The organism is Candidatus Marifrigoribacter sp. Uisw_064 (assembly GCF_047730175.1).
In the GTDB taxonomy this organism is placed as follows: Bacteria; Bacteroidota; Bacteroidia; order Flavobacteriales; family Flavobacteriaceae; genus Marifrigoribacter.
Window position 1 is genome coordinate 607,729 of the sequence record NZ_CP159833.1, and the last position, 21,414, is coordinate 629,142.

Below are 21,414 nucleotides of genomic sequence, written 5' to 3' on the forward strand. Positions count from 1 at the left end.
CTATTCTTGTGTTATTTCTGAAGCCTCAACAGTTTCTGTTAACGCTGTAATTTCTTTTTCTATTTTTTCTGAAACTGCTTTAACTGCAGTTGTTTTTGTTTCTTCAACAGGTGTTTCTTCATCTCCTCCGGTTAACATTCCACCGAAACCCATAAAACCAATCGCCATTAATCCTGTTATAATAAATGTAATTCCTAATCCACGAAGCGGAGCAGGGACATTACTATATCTAATTTTCTCTCGAATTGCAGCAATTGCTACAATCGCTAGAAACCATCCTATTCCTGAGCTAAATCCATAATTTAATGCTAATCCAAGGCTTTCAATCTCTCTCGACTGCATAAATAATGATCCTCCAAGAATCGCACAATTTACCGCAATCAAGGGTAAAAAGATTCCTAAGGAATTATATAAAGAAGGAGAGAATTTCTCAACAACAATTTCTACCAGTTGTACCATCGTCGCAATCGTAGCAATGAATAAAATAAAAGACAAGAAACTAAGATCGTAATCTGCATATTCTTCTCCCAACCAAATCAAGGCTCCATCTCTTAAGATGTATTGATCCAATAACCAGTTCAAAGGGACAGTCACTGTTAATACAAATATAACGGCAGCTCCAAGACCTACAGCGGTATTTACTTTTTTAGAAACAGCAAGGTAAGAACACATTCCTAAGAAATATGCAAACACCATGTTATCTACAAAAACCGATTTAAAAAATAATTCTATATGTTCCATAATATGATATAATATTTAGGATTAGAGACTTCAGCTATTTGCTTCAGTCTTCAACCACCACCTATTTTAGTTTTCTTCTATTAATTCTTTATTTCTTGAACGTTGAACCCAGATAATAATTCCAACAACAATCAAAGCCATTGGAGGCAATACCATAAATCCATTATTTTCATAACCAAACTCATAAAGGCCTCTCGCACTAGCAGTAGCCCCTAAAGGATCCCCTAATACTTGAAAACCAAATAAGGTTCCACTTCCTAATAACTCTCTAAAGAATCCTACTATGATTAAAATCACACCGTATCCTAGTGCATTTCCTACCCCATCCAAAAAAGATTTCCAAGGACCATTCCCTAAAGCAAAGGCTTCAAAACGCCCCATAATAATACAGTTGGTAATAATAAGACCAATAAATACCGAAAGTTCCTTACTTAGTGAATATGCAAAAGCTTTTAGTACCTGATCTACTATAATTACTAAAGTAGCTACAACTATTAACTGAACAATAATTCTAATTTTTGATGGAATGATATTTCGCATTAACGAAATAACCACATTTCCGATCCCCAGTACAAATATCACAGAGATAGCCATTACAATTGAAGGCTTCAATTGTGCAGTAATTGCCAACGCAGAACAAATTCCTAATACCTGCATGGTAATTGGATTATCATCCGTTAGCGGGTCTAAAATTAATTTACTGTCTTTTTTTGATAAAAGTCCCATTGATTAATTGTTTAAAGTTCTAAAATAAGACACATACATTTTAATATCTTTTTTCAACATTGCTGAAACTCCATCTCCTGTAATAGTGGCACCGGCAATAGCATCTACTTCATAATCTGTTTTTTCAGTATTTACAGGGTCATTGTTTCCTTTAGCAACTTTGACACCTTTAAAAACAGTTCCATCTAACATTTCTTCGCCTATGAAGTCATCCATAAAGAAACGTTTCTTAATTTCTGCACCAAGTCCTGGTGTTTCTCCTTTATGGTCAAAATACACTCCTTGAATAGTCATCATATTATCCACAGCAACAAAGCCCCATATAGCATCCCAAAGTCCTTTACCTCTTACGGGAACTACATACAACTTTTCGCCGTTTTTTTCTCCCACAAATAATGGCAGCTTTCTATTATAATTAGGATCTTTAGCTTTAGTAGCTTCTTTTTTAATATCAATTAAATAAGCTTGATTATTTTCTGTAGCCTTACCATCTTCAATTACATATTGCTTTGTTACGTATTTAGTAAATTCTGCTTCTACTATTTCTGTAGAAATAAATGTAACATCATTCTTGTTTTCTGGATCATTGTCATTTATACCCATCGCGTACAAAATGTTTTGCTGCTTTTCAAAACGTTCGTTCGCTTTAATTCTAGGTTTTAAAACACTAGCAAATCCAGCCAACATCGATCCAACCACTAATACCATAATAATGGCAAAAATGATTGTGTAACTATTTTTATCTCTATTAATCGCCATAATTACGCTGTTTTAACTTTTAATCGTTTTGCTCTTTTCTTTATATTGCCTTGCAATACATAGTGATCTATGGTTGGTGCGAATACATTCATTAATAGTATTGCTAAGAATACACCTTCTGGATAAGCCGGATTAAATACACGAATCATAATTGATATAAAACCAATTAAGAATCCATAAATCCATTTACCTCTATTAGTTTGAGAGGCAGTTACTGGATCTGTAGCCATGTATACTGCTCCAAATAAAATACTACCAATAATTAAATGTTGCCAAAAAGGCACATTCATCAAACCATAAAATTTACTTGATTCTCCAATCCAACCAGCATCTACAACACCATTAAAAATTAATCCCATTGTTAATGCTCCAATTAATGTAGAAAGGATAATCCTCCAACTTCCTATTTTAGTAAAGATTAAGAATAATGCTCCTATTATGATTAAGAACTTAGACGTTTCTCCTACAGAACCTGGAATAATTCCCCAGAACATATCCCAAATAGAATATAATTCTGAAGCACGATCTCCATAAGTTGTTATAATATCTGCTGAACCATTAGATCCAGCTATTGTTAATTCTTGTCCTGATTTTGCATAGTAACCTAAAAGTGTTTCTCCAGATATAGCATCTAAATTTTCACCAGCTGCAATGGCTTGATCTCTTGCAACTGCTCCATGAACCCAAACTTTATCTCCAGACATCCACGTTGGATATGCAAAGAATAAGAATGCACGAATTGTTAAAGCTGGATTAAGGATATTCATTCCAGTACCTCCAAAAACTTCTTTACCTATAACAACACCAAATATAACAGCAACAGCTAACATCCATAATGGTGTGTCTACTGGTACAATTAATGGCACTAACATTCCTGTTACTAGATATCCTTCTTCTACTTCATGCCCTTTTATTACTGCAAAAATAAATTCAACAACAAGTCCAACTCCATACGACACTATTACTAATGGTAACACTTGCCAAAGGCCTATAACTAAATTATCAAAAGTCCAGAAAGATGCGCCTAAAAATCCACTAGCTTTTTCTATCTCTCCTAAAGCTAAGTGGTGTTGGTAACCAGCGTTAAACATTCCAAAGATTAAACAAGGAACCAATGCCATAATAACTATGTTCATTGTTCGCTTTAAATCATCAGCTACTTTTATATGAGTTCCATTATGTGTGGTCTCATTTGGCAAGTATAAAAAGGTGTGAATTGCGTTAAACGCAGGAGCCATTTTTGTCCCTTTATACTTTTCTTTTAAGTTATGTAAATTACTTTTTAAACCCATTATCCTATCTCTTTAAGCATTAAGTCCAACCCTTTTCTAATAATATCTTGATGTGGCTGTTTAGAAACACATACAAATTCTGTTAATGCAAAATCTTCTGGTGCAACTTCATACATTCCTAAAGCTTCCATTTCGTCTAAATCTTGATACATACAGGCTTTTAAAATTTGCATTGGATATATATCTAATGGAAATACTTTTTCATAATTACCCGTAGTAACGAAAGCTCTATGCTCACCGTTTGTATTTGTATTTAAGTCGAATTCTTTCTTCGGAAACATCCATGAAAATGTTAATGCTCTTGAGGTAGAAATTTTATTAAATACTGGTTTATTCCATCCAAAAAGTTCATAATCATCTCCTTCAGGAATTACACTTACTGTATTGTTATAATACCCTAAATGACTTTTAGGAGTAATAGCAACACCAGAAAGAACGTCTCCATTAATGATGCGAACATTTTCTTCGTTTAAACCTGCATCATATACAAATGTTGCAACTTCTGCTCCAATTATTGTAGTATAATACTTTGGTGTTTTTACTGAAGAGCCAGCTAATGCAATAATTCTTTCCGCATTAAATTTTCCAGTTAAAAACAACTCACCAACAATAACAACATCTTGAGGAGTTAATGTCCAAACTGTTTCCCCTTTATTAACAGGATTAATTTTACCAATTTGTGTTCCTACATTTCCTGCGGGATGTGGTCCTGAAATTTTATGAACTTCAACATCATTTAAACCACTAAAAGGTGAGACTCCATCAGCAGCAATACCCGCATGCACTTTACCTTCAGTTAACTTACTTAAGGCAGTTACACCTGCTTGAAGTTGAGATTCTTTTCCTTTTAAAACAAAATCATAATCGGCTGCTAAAGGTGCCGTTGTATATCCAGAAATAAATATTGCCTTGGGCATTACCTTTGGATTTGCAATAACATCATAAGGTCTTTGTTTTATAAAAGGCCAACATCCTGTTGATAATAAATGATTTTTGATTTCTTCTGAATTCATAGAATCTGGGTTTTTAGCTCCAAAATCTTTGAAATTATCCTGTGGGTCTGCTTCAATAAGTAGTGAAGTAATTACTCGCTTAGCTCCTCTTTCAATTTTAGAAAGAGTTCCACTTACAGGAGAAACAAACTTAATCTCTTTATTTATTTTAGAGTAAAATAAAACGGTTCCAGCCTCAATTTTATCACCTTCTTTTACGACCATTTTTGGCGTAACAAGGTGAAAGTCTGAGGGTCTAATAACGAAAGTTCTAGATCGCGGTGCGTTGGAAAGAGTTTTGTCTGCTTCGCCTTTTAGGCGAATGTTAAGACCTTTTTTAATCTTAATGTCTTTAGACATAGAATACTTGTATTAAAGTTCTATTTAATTTCCCCTATTTTTTAAGGGTGTGCAAATTTAAAAATTTAATATAGCATCACATAATAAATAACCTTAATTTTCTTTACAAAATTTAATCTAGCAACAAAACAAGCCCTTTTATGAATATTTTAGGCATAAAATTTGTTTATATTTATACTTTTAAAATCGCATTTATGTTTAAAACCATTTCTCTATACCTTTTTATTTTTTCGTTTAGCATATCATTGTTTTCTCAAGAACAAGAGATTATAGCCCCAGAATATATTAGAACTTTAAAGTTTTCAGGTATTTCACAACAAAGTAAAATTCCAATTATTAGATTAGGATCTCCTCTTCAACTTTCTTTTGATGCATTAAATGGTGAAGAAGCAGATTTTTATTATGAAATTAATCATTATAACTTTGATTGGACTCCTAGTGATTTATCTAAAGGAGAATATATGGAAGGATTTGACGATGTTAGAATGTATAATTATGAAAATTCATTAAATACCCTTGAAATTTTCTCACATTATCGACTTACTATCCCTAATAGAGAAGTTAAAAAGTTAACAAAAAGCGGAAACTATATCATTAGTGTCAAGGACGAAAACGGAGCATATGTTTTTACAAAAAAGTTTATAGTTATTGAAGATATTGTAAATGTTCCTGTAGAAATTAAACGATCAAGAGATTTAAGGAACATTGAATACAATCAAGTGGTTCAATTCTCAGTTAATTCACCAGATTTATTTCTTAACAACCCTAAGCAAACTGTAAAAACATTGGTTATTAAAAACAATGATATTAAAAGAGCTATTTCTAATTTAAAACCCCAGTACACTCTTGGAAACGAATTGATTTATAGATATAATAAAGAAGCTTCTTTTGGAGGAGGAAACGAATTTTTACATTTCGATAATAAAGATGTAAGAGCTTCAAATAGCAACATTAGAAGAATAGAACTTACCGATATTTACAACAATTATTTATTTACAAGTGGCTCAAGGAAAGATAGACCTTACACTTATAATCCTGATATTAATGGTGGTTTTTTAGTTAGAAACATTAGTGCTAAAAATCAAAACATTGAAGCAGAATATGTTCGCCTGCATTTTACACTTCAATATTTTGAAGATATTGGTGACAAAGAAATCCACATTTATGGAGGCTTTAATAATTATACGATCGACGGAAGTACTTATATGGAGTATGATGAATATACAGACACCTATAAAAATGCACGACTATTTAAACAAGGGTTTTACAATTATAAATATATTTTAGTTGATCGTGATGGAAGCATTGACGAAGGAGCTATTGATGGAAACTACTGGCAAACTGAAAATCTCTACAATGTCATTGTTTATTATAGAGATTTAGGTGCACGATATGACCGCATCATTGGTTTTGGAACTGCAAATTCAACAAATATAACCAACAACTAGCGACTGTAATCAGACATTTTTTTTCGCTTAAAAGATCCTGATTCTTCACTGTAATAACTACATTCTTCTATAGGACTTGCATATAAATGAAGACTAACACAACGTTCATTGGAATTATTATCTAAGTTATGAAACCCTAGATCATCATTTATGTGATACGAAGTTCCTTCTTTTAATAAAGTTGTATTTGTTTTTATAGGTATACCATCTTCATCAAGTTCATACCTTTCCTCCGTAATATATCCTTGTAGGATGTGCATCCAACATTCTTGACTGTCATGACAATGAATAGGTGAAAATTGACCTGACTCCCAACAAAGTAAAAGTAATTCATACTTTTTAGTGCGAACCAAGCAGGTTCTGGTATAGTAATTGGAGTCCCACTGAGTGTGTGGCTTTATTTCTGAAAAAGGTATCTGAATTTGTTGAACTATATGTTCATAATCATCATCTCCCTCCTCTGAAAGTAATTCAAGTAGGTTGGACAAGCTTGCTATTGGCTTCATAAAATCGTAAGTGTATTTGTGAGTATATAAAATTATACAGAAAATATTCCACACACAACTAATAAGGCATAATTTTATTATACTTTTATACAATGAAAAAAGAACTAGAGCTATTTCAGAAATTAACTGAAGAATTACTTAATCAAGAAATAACAAATCCAGCAATCCCCCCTATACCAGTTGAAAATCTTTGGGAAACCATTGATATCGGTTTAAATAATGAACCAATTGATGAAGATCGTTTTATAGAAATTCTAAGAAAAGTAGTGTTAAATACACCTAGAACGGCAACAAAAGCTTTCTTTAATCAACTTTTTGGCGGCAGAAACCCAAAAGCAACCTTGGGAGATTTACTTGCTGTTATGCTCAATAATAGTATGTACACCTATAAAGTTGCAGGTCCTCAAGTTGGTATTGAAAAAGAAATTATCCGTCAGGTATGTTCCATAATAAATTATCCGACAACTAGCGACGGAACTATTACCTCTGGAGGTTCAATGAGCAATATGATTGCTATGCTTATGGCAAGAGATAAAGCCGATGAGACCGTTCGCAAAACAGGTATGAAGCATGCCCTATATGGTTATAGCTCTATGAGTTCACATTACTCAAACAATAAGAATGCTTCTTTTATTGGAGTAGGAAGAGACAATATACGAGGCATTGAATCCGATGAAAAGGGAGCATTAATTCCAGAGTTATTGGAAGCGGCTATTAAAGAAGATTTACGAAATAACCGCCAACCATTTTATATTAATGCTACGGCTGGGACCACCGTCTTGGGCGCTTTTGATCCAATTGATGAAATCAGTAAAATTGCTAAAAAATACAATCTTTGGCTTCATGTAGATGGAGCATATTGTGGTAGTGTAATTTTTAGTAAAAAATACAAACAGCTAGTAAACGGACTTGAACATGCAGATTCCTTTAATTTTAATGCTCATAAAATGATAGGAACACCCCTCACCTGCTCTATATTGGTGACCAAAAACAAAAAACACCTTCACGACTCTCTTTCTATAGACGCTGATTATTTATACCAAACAGATGGAGACGACTATAACTTAGGAAAAACCTCCTTGCAATGTGGAAGACGTAATAATGCCTTAAAATTTTGGACACTATGGAAATCGGTTGGCACACAAGGATTGGAACATATAGTGGATAAACAATTTGAGTTGGCAAATGTAGCCATCAACTATGTAAGAAATCATCCAGATTATACGTTCTATAGTTTCGAAAACTCCATTTCTGTTTGTTTTAATTATAAAGGAATTCCCGCCGAAACCATTTGTACCCAATTGTATGAGCATGCAGAACTTGTGGTTGGATTTGGAACCTTTAGAGATAACACCTTTATTAGATTTGTAACGATCAATCCCTCGAATTCTGAAAATGACATCCTTGAATTCTTTAAGTCTTTAGAAGCTTTTGTTGAAAAAAACAAAACACTTTTTGAAATAAACTCATTACATTAAAAATAGTATATTTACTTGATGGACAATAATAAATTAAGCAAATCATCAAGTAGAAAAGCTGATAAGTACAGAGGGCCAAGTTGTTTAAATTGTAGCCATCCTCTTGAGCTAACAGATAAATATTGCTCAAATTGTTCGCAATTAAATACGACCAAGCAACTTTCAATTAAAGATTTTTTTCAAGAATTTTTGAGTAGTATTTTCACTTATGATTCACGTTTACGCTATACCTTAAAAGATCTTTTATTTAAACCTGGAACTATTACTAAAAACTATGTGAATGGCCAGCGGCTTAAATACGCTAATCCATTCAGGTTTTTTCTAAGTGTTTCAATCATCTTTTTTATAATTCAAGGTCTTATAAATAGTTTTGGGTTACCAAATGGCGATTCGGGCCTTAACATAAATAATACTCCTGTAAAAAGTGTAGCCGACATAAAAGAAGAGCTAAATAAAGCAGCTGAAGAAAATAACATAAACCTTAATACAGATTCTTTAACACAACAATTAGATTCCATTCTTCAAGAAAAAGATAGAACTTTAAGTATTTCTGAAATCATTAATCCCAAAAAAGAAGAAATTACAAAATATCTATCGGAAGCAGACTTTGATACTATTCAATGGCCTAATAGTACTGCTGAGCGTGTTTTTCAGTATAGGAAATATTATAATGAAACTAAAATTAAAGATCCTGATATTGCGCTAGACAGTTTAAAACATAAAAAAACAAAATTAAACAAGTGGATGTATAGCAAGAATGACGCCCTTGATCGAGTATTAGAAGACCCCTACGGATTTGCAAATTTCCTTATGGGAAAAACACCTTTTTTCTTGTTCTTTTTTGCTCCATTTTTCGCTTTCTTTTTCTGGGTTATTTATTCAAGAACAAAATATAATTACATGGAACACCTCGTGTTCATTTTTCATATATTAAGCTTTGTTTTTCTAGCATTACTCATTTGTTTAATACCAGGTTTGATTTTTGAAAACAATGCATTTATGGGAATAACCCTTGCTTTTATTGGTCCTTTTTACTTTTACAAGGCACTGCGTAATTTTTATAAGCAAAGACGTTTAATTACTATTATTAAATTTGTACTTTTAAATAATATATTTTTTATTAGTGCAACTCTAGCAGCTCTTATATTTTTCACCTTAACAGCTGCTACTTATTAACATGGTACAACAAGTTACTCAAGGCATAAAAGTTTCGGTTGAAACAAATTTTGAAGGCACATTTTATAAAAACTATAAAGTGCAGTATTCCTTTAGCTATAGAGTAACCATTGAAAATCAAGGAAAAGATACCGTACAACTTTTTGCTAGGTATTGGAAAATAAAAGATGCTTTAAATAATATTGAAGTAGTAGAAGGTGAAGGTGTTATTGGGAAAAAACCCATATTAAAATCAGGTGAGTCTTATTCATATACTAGTGGATGCTTACTAACCTCACCGGTAGGATCCATGAGTGGACATTACCTTTTAATCAATTACACTAGCGCGTCCAACTTTAAAGTTTACATACCTTCCTTTAGGCTGAATGCACCTTTTGCATTAAATTAAAAAATGAATACTCTTTAACTCGGTTGAACTTTATTTTTTTATCATTCTGAAGAATATGACAATAGTCACAATTAGAATCATAGGTAAACTGATACGCCGTATTTAAATCAAATTCTTCTGAAGCCATATAAACTCCGTCATAATCCATTTGATGCCAATCATTATATCTTCTTATTCTAAAATGATTTGAAGGGAGTTCTTGTTTTACTATTTCAAACCATGCATTACTTCCTATTCCAGTTAACTGTTGAGAATTTTCTGGCAAATCTTTTGCTTTTACTTTCTCGATAATAGTTCTTTTTTTATGAAAATAATTTTTAAGATTTTCTTTTAATGCAGTACCATTGAACGCATTAATTTCACCATTTGCAACTTCGTAAACCATAGATGCTGAAGACTTTTCAACATTACCTACCGTGCTTGGGGTAAACTTTTTATTCCAATTTAAAGCCTTAATTATTGATTTATTTTTTGTGGCTGAAAGAATAGTTTCAGTAACAAATCTAGCGCAATTATTTCCCTTTTTCTGAAAAGCTCCATAAGGCACACTTCCTTGATTTTGTAAATTTTTAATATAAGCTTCTGCTAGGTTATAATCTATATCCTCACAAACCGAAGCCAACAATCTCCCTTCTCCATGTGTTTTTTCCGGATTTGCATCCAACCACAATAAAAAATCTGATATATTTTCTATTCGATCTTCGCTTAAGCGTGCTTTAAACGGCAAGGTCAATTCGGCATCAGTATTCGCTCCACGAACCCTACCAAAGCCTTCAGGAGTTACATACCTTCCAAAATCATAATAGGCAGCTTTACCTGTTTTATTTTCAACTAAAATTAGCGCAGCATGGCCTGCTTTTATATAATTTTTAGTCCCTAAACCAACGAAAGGTAAAAATTTACAAAGCCATTCGTCTGTTACAGTTACAAAGGTATCTGGAAATGCTAAGACAATAATTTTACCTGTTCTCATTAAATGTTTTTTTGAGAAATTATATTCGTTTTTAAATCTTCGTAACTCATCGTTCCCTTTCCATTAATTGTAGAAAACTGAGTGATACTTTTTGTTTTTACAAAACCTCTATCCATTATTAAATCACTCTCCTTATTTCCATCTCCTTTAGTTTTGTGAAAGTTAAGCAAATTTTCTAATGTATGTATTTGTTGACTCTCTAAAAATTCAGCAAACCATTTCTGCCTTTTTCTTTTTATTTCTTCTGAATATAATAATGACGAAGACCATATGATCGGTTCTGAAGGTTTTTCAACAAAATACGAATGTGTTCCATCCCACACCAATTCATATAATCTTACAGTAGATTCCCAAGAAACTAAAATTATCGTAAAGGGCTCAACATCAATAAAATTATACTTTTTAATAGCACTATAAACATCATCTGTTTTTAATAAATCTGTTACAATTACACCGCGACTTAAACGGTATTTTTCTTTTCTAACATGACTTGAAAAACCACCATTCAACAAACAAATCAATCGTTTCTTATCACTAGCTCCAATCCAAGTTCCTCCAGCCAATTCATCTTTAGGAAAAAGTAAATTTACGTCATCCGCTTTATATACTTTGGGAGTTAATGTTTTTCGAAAAGGAGATTCATCTCGATTAGATGTTAAAATAAAATCATTTTCAGAAATAGGTATAAAACTTACAGTACACATAAAACTAATGTTTTTTTTATTGCCGAAACATACAAAAAAGATTGATATAAGCATCTACTTTTTCATTTTTGAAATTTGTACCTTTGTGCCTTTCAAATTTTTAAACAAAACAAACATGGGAAAAGGATTTTTTGAAGTACCCGTTGCAGTAAATGACCCTATTAAAGAGTACGCACCAGGCTCACCTGAACGTAAAGAAGTATCAGAAACTTATAAGAAAATGTATAATAGTACTGTAGAAGTACCTTTATATATAAATGGTGAAGAAATAAAAACAGGCGACACAGCAACTATGTCACCTCCACATGACCACCAACATATTCTTGGAACCTATCATAAAGCTGAAAAATCACATATTGATTCAGCCATTTCTACTGCCTTAGAAGCTAGAAAATCATGGTCAAGAACTCCATGGGAACAAAGAGCTGCCATATTTTTACGTGCTGCCGAACTAATTGCGGGACCGTATCGTTCAAAAATTAACGCCGCTACCATGCTAGCACAATCGAAAACAGTTCATCAAGCCGAAATTGACGCTTCATGTGAGTTTATAGATTTCTTACGTTTCAATGTTCAGTTTATGACTGAAATTTACGCAGAACAACCTAAATCTACATCTGGTGCTTGGAATCGTTTAGAATATCGTCCACTTGAAGGATTTATATATGCTATTACTCCCTTCAACTTTACAGCAATCGCAGGAAATTTACCTGCAAGTGCCGCCTTAATGGGTAATGTTGTGGTTTGGAAACCTAGTGACAGTCAAGTATATTCTGCCAAAGTTATATTAGATGTATTTAGAGAAGCTGGGGTGCCAGATGGTGTTATCAATATGGTTATGGGCGATCCTGTAATGATTACTGATACTGTTTTAGCAAGTCCAGATTTTAGTGGAGTTCACTTTACAGGCTCTACACATGTATTTAAAAATTTATGGCAAAAAATAGGAACCAACATCCATAATTATAAAACATATCCTCGCATCGTTGGTGAAACAGGCGGTAAAGATTTTATCGTTGCTCACAAAACGTCGAATCCAAAACAGGTTGCTACTGCAATAGTTAGAGGATCATTCGAATTTCAAGGACAAAAATGTAGCGCTGCAAGTCGTTGCTATGTTTCTAAAAGTATTTGGAATGAAGTAAAAGGATATGTGCAGGAAGACATTAAATCCTTTAAAATGGGATCACCAGAAGACATGAGCAATTACATAACAGCGGTGATTCATGAAGGTTCATTCGATAAATTAGCGAGCTTTATAGATCAGGCTAAATCCGATGATGATGCTGAGATTATTGCTGGTGGTGGTTACGATAAGAGTAAAGGCTATTTTATTGAGCCAACAGTAATTGTAGCAAATGACCCAAAATATACTACCATGTGTACTGAGCTTTTCGGACCCGTGGTTACGATCTATGTATTCGAAGATGATGCTTGGGAGGATACGTTACATTTAGTTGATCAAACAAGTGAGTATGCCTTAACAGGTGCTGTTTTATCTGAAGATAGATACGCATTAGAACAAGCAGTTAAGATATTAGAAAATGCTGCTGGTAATTTCTATATCAATGACAAACCAACAGGTGCTGTTGTAGGACAACAACCATTTGGAGGTGCTAGAGCCAGTGGAACAAACGACAAAGCAGGAAGCAAACTGAATCTTTTAAGATGGGTTTCTCCTAGAATGATTAAAGAAACATTTGTAACACCAACTGATTATAGATATCCTTTTTTAGGATAGTTAATAAATAGATTGTAAAAAAAAAACCTCAGCAAATACTGAGGTTTTTTTATTTTATAAAATACAGAATCTATTTACTCGTAAGATTTATCTTCATTTATTTCAGCAAACTGAGAATTTTTAGCTGTATCATTTTCATCAACAACCATCACAACTAAGCTTAAGTTTTCTTTGTTATAATCTGCTGGCACAGTATAATTATAGGTTCTTGTATATTCTTCAAGGGCTCCAACAGCAGGTAATTGATCACCAAAAACATCACTCAATGAAGCTCTTAACACTTCATTATGCACAAAATTTGGTATTGGATCGCCCATTTCAAAATATACACTTTGATCTATTGAATCGTATGCATTTTTTTGAAGGTAAACAATTCCGTTTTCAACTAAATAAACTACAATTTTATCGTTTTGTCCAGAACCTTCTTCGTAAGCAATATTCACTTCAACAATAAGTGCGTTTTCTGTTAATTGAGAATTTACCCCGATAGCTAAATTTGTAACAGCTCCTGCAAGACTAGTAACCTGAGCAATATGACTGTCATTTGGAATGGTTGGTAAACTCCATGATGTTGTTCTATCAATTCTTGCGGCAGGTAATCCATCAACATCAAAAGCAGTTTTTAAATCCTCAACTTGAGGGAAATGCATTGGATCTGCATATTCACCAGTACCTACTTCATGAATAGCCACCACTGATACTTTATCGGTCGCATCATGAACTAAATCTAATGCAGCAGTAACTCTTGGACACCATACACACCAGGTACCCGTATAATCTTCAATAACTACTTTTCTTTCTGGAATAATAACCCTAAAGCCGACTGTATTTGTTGTGATTTCTACTCCATCTTCCATATAAACTCCATAGACATCAAATTCGCCTACAGTTGGTGATGAAAATACATTTCCTGTAATTGCAGTACCATCTACATAAAAAGTTGTGATATCTGAAACATTATCACCTGCTTCATTAATAACGCTAAACGGAATTTCTTGACTTCGCAAAGAAGCCTCCCTAACTATCTTATCTACAGTGATTTCCGACGTAGGAGTAGTCAATGGAACATTATCTTCTGTCTTACTACATGAGACAATTAATAGAAAGGATAAAACGAAAAGTAAGTTTGTTATCTTTTTTGTATTCATAGCATTAAATGATTTTTATGCTAAAATAGTAGATTTTTTATTAAAAGTTTGAGTATGTCAAATAAAATCAAACAAACTTACATTCATATTGTTAAAATGCTATTTTCATTAAAAAAACAATTAATATTGTCTTAAAATAAAAAAACTTATTCCTATGAAAAAAATTGCAACTCTTTTTTGCCTTTTAATCAGTCTTTATACTTTCTCTCAAAATGAGATGCCAAGTGTAAATATGACTACGACTAATGGTGGGAAAATTAACATCCAAGATGCTGTAAATAAAGACCATGTTGTTATTGTTTCTTTATGGGCAACTTGGTGCGTTCCTTGCTTAAAAGAACTAGATGCCATAAATGATGTCTATAGTGAATGGCAAGAGGAAACAAATGTTGAACTTATTGCAGTCTCTGTTGATGATGGTCGTACTGTAAAAAGAGTAAAGCCACTTATTAATGGTAAAGGATGGGATTACACCATTTTATTAGACACTAATAATGATTTAAAACGTGCACTTGGTGCGTCAACCGTTCCTTTAACGCTAGTAATTAAAGACAATAAGATTGTTTACAGACATTCAGGGTATAGTCCTGGTGCTGAAGACGAACTTTACGAGAAAGTTAAAGAATATTCAAAATAATAAAAACAAACCAACCTTATATTAATGAAAAAAATAATTTTATATGTCGCTCTATTTTGTAGTGGCATTATTTTCGCACAAGACACCGGATCCTTTTTTGGAGGATTTGAATCGAATTCACAATGGCTTTTAGATGATGATGGAATTAACTTTTCAGCACCTGAAGACCAATTTAGAGCTAATAATTATTTTCAGTTAAATTATAACTATGGAAAATTTACAGTTGGTGCTCAATATGAATCTTACTTACCCTCTGCATTATTAGGATATGCTCCTGTTTACGATGGCAATAATAATATTGGCACCTATTATTTAAACTACAGAACAGAACAATTAGATATAACTGGAGGTTATTTTTACGAACAATTTGGAAGTGGTTTAATTTTTCGTTCATGGGAAGATCGTCAGTTAGGAGTTAACAATGCCGTTAGAGGTGTTCGCATAAAGTTTAACCCTTTAAGTTATTTAGATGTAACAGGTATGTTTGGACAACAACGAAATGGATTTGAACTTTCTGAAGGAACCATTGGTGGAATAGATGCTAATCTTGACCTTAGTTCAGCCTTAAGTATTGAAAAAGTAGATCTTAAATTAGGAATGAGCTATGTTGCGCGCTACCAAGACAATGGCACCAATGATGAAATTCCTTCTACTGTAGGAGCTTTTGGTGGAAGAATAGATTTTTCCGTAGGAAAATTTTATGGTGCTATTGAAGCAATTACAAAAGATGAAGATGTTGTAGCAAATGAGGGGATGCTTTCTTCCAACAAATTATACGACGGAACTGCCTTACAAGTTGACTTAGGATTTGCACAAAAAGGACTTGGGATTAATTATACTTTTAGAAGGTTAGAGAATTTTAATTTTTATGCGGATCGTTTAGCTGAAGGAAATGTATATAACCAACAAATTATTAATTTTGTTCCTGCACTTACTAAACAACAGGATTATTTGTTGACTAATATCTATGTATATAATGCACAACCTAGATTAAGCATCGATGAAGCGAATCAAGCTTCAGGTGAAGTAGGGTCTCAGCTAGATGTATACTATTCATTTAAAAAAGAAAGTGCTTTAGGAAAAGCTGGCACTAAAATAGCTGCTAATTTTTCATATTGGGCTGGCTTAGAAGCTGAATATAACATTCCTAATAAATGGTATGAAGCCGAATTTATTGGAAAAGGCTCTCGTTATTTTAGAGACTTTAGTATTGAAGTAAAAAATAAATGGGGTAAAGACTGGAAAACTGTTGCTACGTATCAAAATGTAATTATTGACCAAGGTATTGTTAAAAGCACACCTGTAGGAGTTGGTGATATAAAAGCTAGCATTGCTGTAATAGAAGGTACTCGTAAATTCACAGGTGGTAAATCATTGCGAATCGTTGCACAACATTTATGGTCGAAAGAAGATCGTAAAAATTGGGCAGCTGGTGTTTTAGAATATAATTTCAACTCTAGATTAGCTGTATATGTTGCAGATTCATGGAATTATGGAGGGACTGATGAAATTCATTATTATAATCTTGGCGGAAGTTATTCTAAAGGAAATACACGCTTAGGAGTTAATTACGGTAGACAAAGAGGTGGATTAATTTGTGTAGGAGGTGTATGTAGATTTGTACCAGAAAACACAGGTGTAAGCGCTAACTTAACTGTTTCATTTTAATACTGTAAAAGGAACTTTAATACATAAAAAAGCCGAATAGAAAATTCTATTCGGCTTTTTTAGTTATATGAAGTATTATTATCTTTTCATTACTTTAACTACATCAGAAACACCCTTATTATTTGTAAAGTGTAAAATATAGTATTGAGTGCTTAATTGTGACATATCAATTCTTTGTTGTCCTGCTTCTAAATTTTGAGACATGATAACTTTACCGTTTATATCATACACTTGTAAAGTAAGATCTTCCAAGGTATTCATTTCTAATACATCAGAAATAATAGTTGATTGAATATTTAAATCAAGTTTATTTACATCATTAACTCCTAATTGCGGATCATATAAATAAGTAATTGTTAAATCTGTTCCTGTTTCATCACCATTGGTATCAACTTGGTAATATCTAAAAACATATTCTAATACATCTGATCCATTACCTGGATTACGGTTAACAAAATGGTTTCCTGGAAAAGAAGTATCTCCTGGAGCAATTAATACATAATCTCCCGGATATGACTGACCTACATTTATATCATCATAACAAAGGTCAAAGCATAATTCCATTAAAGTACCATCAGTATTAGTAATACTAACTACTTCAATTCTCATTCGAATATCTTCAGAAGAAATGTTGGTTATATAAAAATCTATAGAATTTTCTGGATATTCTATCGTGTTAAAAGAATAAGAATTCCCATCAATCATTGGTTCATCATTACCATCAACAATATTATAATCTTGTGCATTCATATTAAAAGCAACAAGAAACATGCTTAATAAAAGTAAAGTCTTTTTCATTTTTTCTAAATTTTAAAATTAAGATTTGAGTAATTTTCATGCTAAAATACCTTATATATTTAAACTTTCATAATTAATTTTAATGTTAGGGTTTTTTAGCATTTTACTGTTATTCAGTTAATAAGTGACATTTACATGTTTTTGTATTCACTGAAAAGTATTGTTGTTTTCTTAAAAAAACAAGTGCTTATTTACGACATCAATAATATTTAGCAAAAATCAATATGTTTTAATATAATTCAAGAAGAAAAAGCTGAGATTTTTACATTTCAACAAAGAGAAATTCAAAAAAATAAAATACATTTGTCGGTAACCTTTATTTTTACTTACATAAAATTAAAAAAAATTATTACTAAAGAATCAATATAAACACTACTAAAAAAAAAATATGAAAAAAATTGTATCCAGTTTAATTTTAACAATGTCTGCATTTGCTATGATTGGACAAACTATAGTAAATATATCTGCTGAAGATAAAAAAGTAGTACTTGAAGAATTTACAGGTATTCATTGTGTATTTTGTCCTCAAGGCCATGTGATTGCACAAGCTATACAAAATAACAACCCTGGCAATGCATTTTTAATTAACATACATACAGGTAGTTTTGCTACTCCGGGTAACGGAGAACCAGATTTTAGAACTTCATATGGAAGCTCTATTGCTGGACAAACTGGTTTAACTGGATATCCATCAGGAACAGTTAATCGTCATAATTTTCCAGGTCAAGAAATGGGAAGCCCTGGCACTACAGCTTTAAGTAGAAACCAATGGACAAATACTGCTAATCAAATTCTAGATATTGGTTCTTATGTTAATGTTGGTATTGAAGCTGATATTGATGTCTCTACAAATGAAATAGTGATACATGTTGAAGCTTATTATACTGGAAATAGTCCACAAGGAACAAACTTTTTAAATGTTGCCTTACTGCAAAATAATACATTAGGGCCACAAACTGGAGGTAATATGGATGATGAGTATGTGCATATGCATAGACTTGTTGAAATGATAACAGGATTATGGGGTGTTGAAATTACAAATACAACTACAGGCTCTTTTATAGATGAAACATATACATACCCTATACCAGCAGATTACAATGGTGTTCCTGCAGAAATTGCTGACTTAGAAGTTGTTGCATATATCTCAGAAACTCGCCAAGAAATTCCTAGTGGAAGTGGAGCATACCCTACCTATTCTGGGTTTGCAAATGCTAATGATGCTGAAGCAAGATACGTAGATGAAATTGCTGATCAATGTGGTTTTGATTTTTCTCCTAAAGTAAATATTCAAAATGTAGGTTCTGATGAAATCACAGCCTTAACTATCGATTATTCAGTAAACGGAGGTGCTTCTCAATCTTTTGATTGGACTGGTTCATTAACTTCACTAGAACATGAAACGATAGAATTACCTTCAATTTCATATACTATTGAAACAGTTAACACTGTTACAGTTACAATACAAAATGATGATGATAATTCAAACAATACAATTGAAGGTAACTTTAACAATGCTCAAGAAGTTACTACAACTGTAAATATGATTTTAAATACTGACATTGGAAGTCAATGTACATGGGAAGTTATTAATTCAGGTGGAAATGTAATTTATAGTGGAGGACCTTATGAAAACTTTGAAAACATTCAAGAAACTTTTGACTTACCAGAAGACTGTTACATTTTTAGTATTTATGATAGTGGTGGAAACGGAGGAGGATCGATTGTTTTATTTGATTCAGAAAGTAACGTAATCATTAGTAGTAGTGGAGATTATGAAGCAGGAACTTCAGCTTATTTTAATACTGATGATTTCTTAAGCTCAAGTGACAATGCACTACAGAACTTAAACATTTACCCTAATCCAACTAGCTCAATATTGAATGTTAGTAATGCACAGAATGCTAATATTGAAGTTTATGATGTTTTAGGTAAATTAATTTTATCAAGAACTAACATATCTTTTGATGAAAAAATTAATGTATCTAAACTTCAATCTGGAACTTATTTTATGAAATTATCAAAAGATAACCAAGTTTCAACTGAAAAATTTATAGTTAAAAACTAAGTATCACTCAAAAAAAAGAAATGAAAAACATTATTTCAATTATTGTATTAAGCCTATCGCTTTGTTCAATGGTAGGTCAAACCATTGTTAATACTTCCGTAGAGAATAGAAAAGTGATTCTGGAAGAATTTACAGGAATACATTGTGTATTCTGTCCACAGGGTCATGAAATTGCACAGGCAATTAAGGATGCTAATGAAGGTAATGTATTTTTAGTAAATATTCACCAAGGATCATTTGCAAATCCAAGTAACAATGAACCAGATTTCAGAACTCCTTTTGGAGATGCTATTGCTGGACAATCTGGCTTAACAGGCTATCCTGCTGGAACTATAAATCGTCATCGATTTCCTGGTCAGGAACAGGGTAATGGAACTGCAATGAGCAGAGGACAATGGGGTGCTGGCGCTAATGAAATCATGGATGAATCTTCTTATGTAAATGTTGCTGTTGAAGCTACACTTGATGTAATAAATAGCGAAATTGTCATACATGTTGAAGCTTTTTATACAGGAGACAGTCCAGAGAATACCAATTTATTAAATATAATGTTGCTACAGAACAATACCTTAGGACCACAAACTGGTGGTAATATGGGTAGTAATTATGTGCATCAACATAGATTAATAGACATGATTACTGGTCAATGGGGTATGACAATTTCTAATACAAATGAAAACTCATTTATTGACGAAACATTTACGTATACTATTCCTGCAGATTATAATGGAGTTCCTGTTGTCCTTGCAGATATTGAAATTGTAGCTTTTATAACGGAAACACAACAAGAAGTTATAAGCGGAAATGGTACACATCCAACATTTTTCAACCTACCTCTTAATAATGATGCTAATGTACAGTCAATTGAAGAGATAAGTGATCAATGTGGACTTGATTTTGGACCTAGAGTTTCAGTGCAAAATACAGGAGACAATACGTTAACAACATTAGATTTTGAATATAGTGTAAATTCAGGAGCACCTGCTACTTATACATGGAATGGAAGTATTGATTCATATCAAGTAGAAATTATTGAATTACCAGGCATAGCTTATACTTTAGAATCTAATAATTCAGTTGAAGTATCTATTGCAAATGATGATGATAATGCAAACAATAGTGCTGCTGCATCATTTGGAGAAACTGATTTAACTTCTACTAATTATCTTACGTTACTTTTAAATACAGATGATAATGGTGATCAAACTACTTGGACTGTAAAAAATCCTTCTGGTGTTGTAATCGCTAATGGTGGACCTTATGATGATAATATTACGATCAATCTACCTATTAACCTAACTGAAGCTGGATGTCATGCTTTCAGACTTATTGATTCTGGTGGAAATGGTAGTGGTTCTGTTGTATTATATGATAGCAATAGTGATGTGCTTTACAATTCATCAGGTTTATATGGTGCAGGAGTAGAGACATCTTTTATTTCAGATGGAATACTAGGAGTTAATTCTAATGTATTAGAACAAGTGAGTATTTATCCAAATCCTGCTAGTTCAATTTTAAATATTAAAAATGCAGAGAGTGCAAATATTGAAGTATATGACATTCTAGGAAAATTATTACTTACTAAATCTAATATTTCCTTTGAGGAGCAAATAAATGTATCAAATTTCCAAGTTGGAACTTATTTCATTAAATTATCTAAAGAAAATCAAGTTTCTACAGAACGATTTATAGTTTCTAAGTAAATTTTATTATTCTATATAAAAAACTCCCTTTAAAATGAAGGGAGTTTTTTTTGTTTTAAAACACTTATAACCAACCCTCTATTGATAATTATTTGCATACAAAAAAAT

Annotated in this window: 19 protein-coding genes; 9 read left to right on the forward strand and 10 right to left on the reverse strand. The window is 32.4% G+C overall.

Annotation, left to right across the window (positions count from 1 at the left end; all coding sequences use genetic code 11):
• The 5 genes from nqrE to ABXT64_RS02775 form a co-directional block, all read right to left on the reverse strand.
• A complete protein-coding gene (gene nqrE / locus ABXT64_RS02755; protein WP_443634907.1) occupies positions 1-744 on the reverse strand; it encodes an NADH:ubiquinone reductase (Na(+)-transporting) subunit E in 744 nt (247 codons plus the stop codon).
• Between the two features lie 63 nt (positions 745-807).
• The gene (locus ABXT64_RS02760; protein WP_443633858.1) at positions 808-1,467 is read right to left on the reverse strand and encodes an NADH:ubiquinone reductase (Na(+)-transporting) subunit D; all 660 of its coding nucleotides are present in this window, start codon (positions 1,465-1,467) and stop codon (positions 808-810) included.
• Between the two features lie 3 nt (positions 1,468-1,470).
• Positions 1,471-2,226: a Na(+)-translocating NADH-quinone reductase subunit C gene (locus tag ABXT64_RS02765; protein WP_443633859.1), complete on the reverse strand. Its 756-nt coding sequence runs from the start codon at positions 2,224-2,226 to the stop codon at positions 1,471-1,473.
• 2 nt (positions 2,227-2,228) lie between these two features.
• Positions 2,229-3,518 carry an NADH:ubiquinone reductase (Na(+)-transporting) subunit B gene (locus tag ABXT64_RS02770; protein ID WP_443633860.1) on the reverse strand — a complete coding sequence of 430 codons (1,290 nt, stop codon included), beginning with the start codon at positions 3,516-3,518 and terminating at the stop codon, positions 2,229-2,231.
• A complete protein-coding gene (locus ABXT64_RS02775) occupies positions 3,518-4,870 on the reverse strand; it encodes a Na(+)-translocating NADH-quinone reductase subunit A (protein ID WP_443633861.1) in 1,353 nt (450 codons plus the stop codon). Before ABXT64_RS02775 ends, ABXT64_RS02770 begins: the two co-directional genes overlap by 1 nt.
• A 194-nt stretch (positions 4,871-5,064) precedes the next feature.
• Here ABXT64_RS02775 and ABXT64_RS02780 point away from each other — a divergent pair, with 194 nt between their 5' ends.
• Positions 5,065-6,318 carry a type IX secretion system plug protein gene (locus ABXT64_RS02780; RefSeq protein ID WP_443633862.1) on the forward strand — a complete coding sequence of 418 codons (1,254 nt, stop codon included), beginning with the start codon at positions 5,065-5,067 and terminating at the stop codon, positions 6,316-6,318.
• On the opposite strand, the gene ABXT64_RS02785 is transcribed toward ABXT64_RS02780, so the two are convergent.
• Positions 6,315-6,824, reverse strand: coding sequence for a cysteine dioxygenase (locus ABXT64_RS02785; protein WP_443633863.1), 510 nt, complete (start codon positions 6,822-6,824; stop codon positions 6,315-6,317). The two genes, ABXT64_RS02780 and ABXT64_RS02785, sit on opposite strands and share 4 nt — an antisense overlap.
• A gap of 92 nt (positions 6,825-6,916) precedes the next feature.
• On the opposite strand from ABXT64_RS02785, the gene ABXT64_RS02790 reads away from it, so the two are divergent.
• Genes ABXT64_RS02790 through apaG form a run of 3 tightly spaced genes read left to right on the forward strand, consistent with a single transcriptional unit; the run spans position 6,917 to position 9,866 of the window.
• Positions 6,917-8,302 carry a pyridoxal phosphate-dependent decarboxylase family protein gene (locus tag ABXT64_RS02790; RefSeq protein ID WP_443633864.1) on the forward strand — a complete coding sequence of 462 codons (1,386 nt, stop codon included), beginning with the start codon at positions 6,917-6,919 and terminating at the stop codon, positions 8,300-8,302.
• Positions 8,303-8,320: 18 nt separating this feature from the next.
• Complete coding sequence (locus tag ABXT64_RS02795; protein ID WP_443633865.1) at positions 8,321-9,478, forward strand: DUF3667 domain-containing protein; 1,158 nt, start codon at positions 8,321-8,323, stop codon at positions 9,476-9,478.
• Between the two features lies 1 nt (position 9,479).
• Entirely contained in the window at positions 9,480-9,866 is a 387-nt protein-coding gene (apaG, locus tag ABXT64_RS02800; RefSeq protein ID WP_443633866.1) for a Co2+/Mg2+ efflux protein ApaG, read from the forward strand.
• On the opposite strand, the gene ABXT64_RS02805 is transcribed toward apaG, so the two are convergent.
• Both ABXT64_RS02805 and ABXT64_RS02810 read right to left on the reverse strand, forming a co-directional pair.
• Positions 9,835-10,839, reverse strand: a complete 1,005-nt coding sequence (locus ABXT64_RS02805; protein WP_443633867.1) for a DUF6695 family protein — start codon at positions 10,837-10,839, stop codon at positions 9,835-9,837. The two genes, apaG and ABXT64_RS02805, sit on opposite strands and share 32 nt — an antisense overlap.
• A complete protein-coding gene (locus ABXT64_RS02810) occupies positions 10,839-11,543 on the reverse strand; it encodes an NRDE family protein (protein ID WP_443633868.1) in 705 nt (234 codons plus the stop codon). The genes ABXT64_RS02805 and ABXT64_RS02810 overlap by 1 nt, the downstream gene beginning before the upstream one ends.
• 115 nt (positions 11,544-11,658) lie before the next feature.
• Here ABXT64_RS02810 and pruA point away from each other — a divergent pair, with 115 nt between their 5' ends.
• The gene (gene pruA / locus ABXT64_RS02815) at positions 11,659-13,284 is read left to right on the forward strand and encodes an L-glutamate gamma-semialdehyde dehydrogenase (protein WP_443633869.1); all 1,626 of its coding nucleotides are present in this window, start codon (positions 11,659-11,661) and stop codon (positions 13,282-13,284) included.
• A gap of 74 nt (positions 13,285-13,358) precedes the next feature.
• Here pruA and ABXT64_RS02820 read toward each other — a convergent pair whose 3' ends face one another.
• Complete coding sequence (locus ABXT64_RS02820; protein ID WP_443633870.1) at positions 13,359-14,432, reverse strand: Omp28-related outer membrane protein; 1,074 nt, start codon at positions 14,430-14,432, stop codon at positions 13,359-13,361.
• 217 nt (positions 14,433-14,649) lie between these two features.
• On the opposite strand from ABXT64_RS02820, the gene ABXT64_RS02825 reads away from it, so the two are divergent.
• Positions 14,650-15,069, forward strand: coding sequence for a TlpA family protein disulfide reductase (locus ABXT64_RS02825; protein ID WP_443633871.1), 420 nt, complete (start codon positions 14,650-14,652; stop codon positions 15,067-15,069).
• Between the two features lie 24 nt (positions 15,070-15,093).
• Complete coding sequence (locus ABXT64_RS02830) at positions 15,094-16,737, forward strand: DUF6029 family protein (RefSeq protein ID WP_443633872.1); 1,644 nt, start codon at positions 15,094-15,096, stop codon at positions 16,735-16,737.
• 78 nt (positions 16,738-16,815) lie between these two features.
• On the opposite strand, the gene ABXT64_RS02835 is transcribed toward ABXT64_RS02830, so the two are convergent.
• A complete protein-coding gene (locus tag ABXT64_RS02835; RefSeq protein ID WP_443633873.1) occupies positions 16,816-17,535 on the reverse strand; it encodes a T9SS type A sorting domain-containing protein in 720 nt (239 codons plus the stop codon).
• 388 nt (positions 17,536-17,923) lie between these two features.
• On the opposite strand from ABXT64_RS02835, the gene ABXT64_RS02840 reads away from it, so the two are divergent.
• Positions 17,924-19,603 carry a T9SS type A sorting domain-containing protein gene (locus ABXT64_RS02840; RefSeq protein ID WP_443633874.1) on the forward strand — a complete coding sequence of 560 codons (1,680 nt, stop codon included), beginning with the start codon at positions 17,924-17,926 and terminating at the stop codon, positions 19,601-19,603.
• Between the two features lie 20 nt (positions 19,604-19,623).
• A complete protein-coding gene (locus ABXT64_RS02845; protein WP_443633875.1) occupies positions 19,624-21,306 on the forward strand; it encodes an Omp28-related outer membrane protein in 1,683 nt (560 codons plus the stop codon).
• Positions 21,307-21,414 lie beyond the last annotated feature (108 nt).

Excerpts from the sequence above, each read along its gene's own strand:
- ABXT64_RS02820 (WP_443633870.1), bottom strand. The coding sequence starts at position 14,432 with ATGAATACAAAAAAGATAACAAACTTACTTTTCGTTTTATCCTTTCTA.
- ABXT64_RS02790 (WP_443633864.1), top strand. The coding sequence starts at position 6,917 with ATGAAAAAAGAACTAGAGCTATTTCAGAAATTAACTGAAGAATTACTT.
- ABXT64_RS02845 (WP_443633875.1), top strand. The coding sequence starts at position 19,624 with ATGAAAAACATTATTTCAATTATTGTATTAAGCCTATCGCTTTGTTCA.
- ABXT64_RS02760 (WP_443633858.1), bottom strand. The coding sequence starts at position 1,467 with ATGGGACTTTTATCAAAAAAAGACAGTAAATTAATTTTAGACCCGCTA.
- ABXT64_RS02840 (WP_443633874.1), top strand. The coding sequence starts at position 17,924 with ATGAAAAAAATTGTATCCAGTTTAATTTTAACAATGTCTGCATTTGCT.
- ABXT64_RS02825 (WP_443633871.1), top strand. The coding sequence starts at position 14,650 with ATGCCAAGTGTAAATATGACTACGACTAATGGTGGGAAAATTAACATC.
- ABXT64_RS02765 (WP_443633859.1), bottom strand. The coding sequence starts at position 2,226 with ATGGCGATTAATAGAGATAAAAATAGTTACACAATCATTTTTGCCATT.
- ABXT64_RS02810 (WP_443633868.1), bottom strand. The coding sequence starts at position 11,543 with ATGTGTACTGTAAGTTTTATACCTATTTCTGAAAATGATTTTATTTTA.
- ABXT64_RS02785 (WP_443633863.1), bottom strand. The coding sequence starts at position 6,824 with ATGAAGCCAATAGCAAGCTTGTCCAACCTACTTGAATTACTTTCAGAG.
- ABXT64_RS02780 (WP_443633862.1), top strand. The coding sequence starts at position 5,065 with ATGTTTAAAACCATTTCTCTATACCTTTTTATTTTTTCGTTTAGCATA.
- ABXT64_RS02795 (WP_443633865.1), top strand. The coding sequence starts at position 8,321 with ATGGACAATAATAAATTAAGCAAATCATCAAGTAGAAAAGCTGATAAG.
- ABXT64_RS02835 (WP_443633873.1), bottom strand. The coding sequence starts at position 17,535 with ATGAAAAAGACTTTACTTTTATTAAGCATGTTTCTTGTTGCTTTTAAT.
- ABXT64_RS02805 (WP_443633867.1), bottom strand. The coding sequence starts at position 10,839 with ATGAGAACAGGTAAAATTATTGTCTTAGCATTTCCAGATACCTTTGTA.
- ABXT64_RS02770 (WP_443633860.1), bottom strand. The coding sequence starts at position 3,518 with ATGGGTTTAAAAAGTAATTTACATAACTTAAAAGAAAAGTATAAAGGG.
- pruA (WP_443633869.1), top strand. The coding sequence starts at position 11,659 with ATGGGAAAAGGATTTTTTGAAGTACCCGTTGCAGTAAATGACCCTATT.
- ABXT64_RS02830 (WP_443633872.1), top strand. The coding sequence starts at position 15,094 with ATGAAAAAAATAATTTTATATGTCGCTCTATTTTGTAGTGGCATTATT.
- apaG (WP_443633866.1), top strand. The coding sequence starts at position 9,480 with ATGGTACAACAAGTTACTCAAGGCATAAAAGTTTCGGTTGAAACAAAT.
- ABXT64_RS02775 (WP_443633861.1), bottom strand. The coding sequence starts at position 4,870 with ATGTCTAAAGACATTAAGATTAAAAAAGGTCTTAACATTCGCCTAAAA.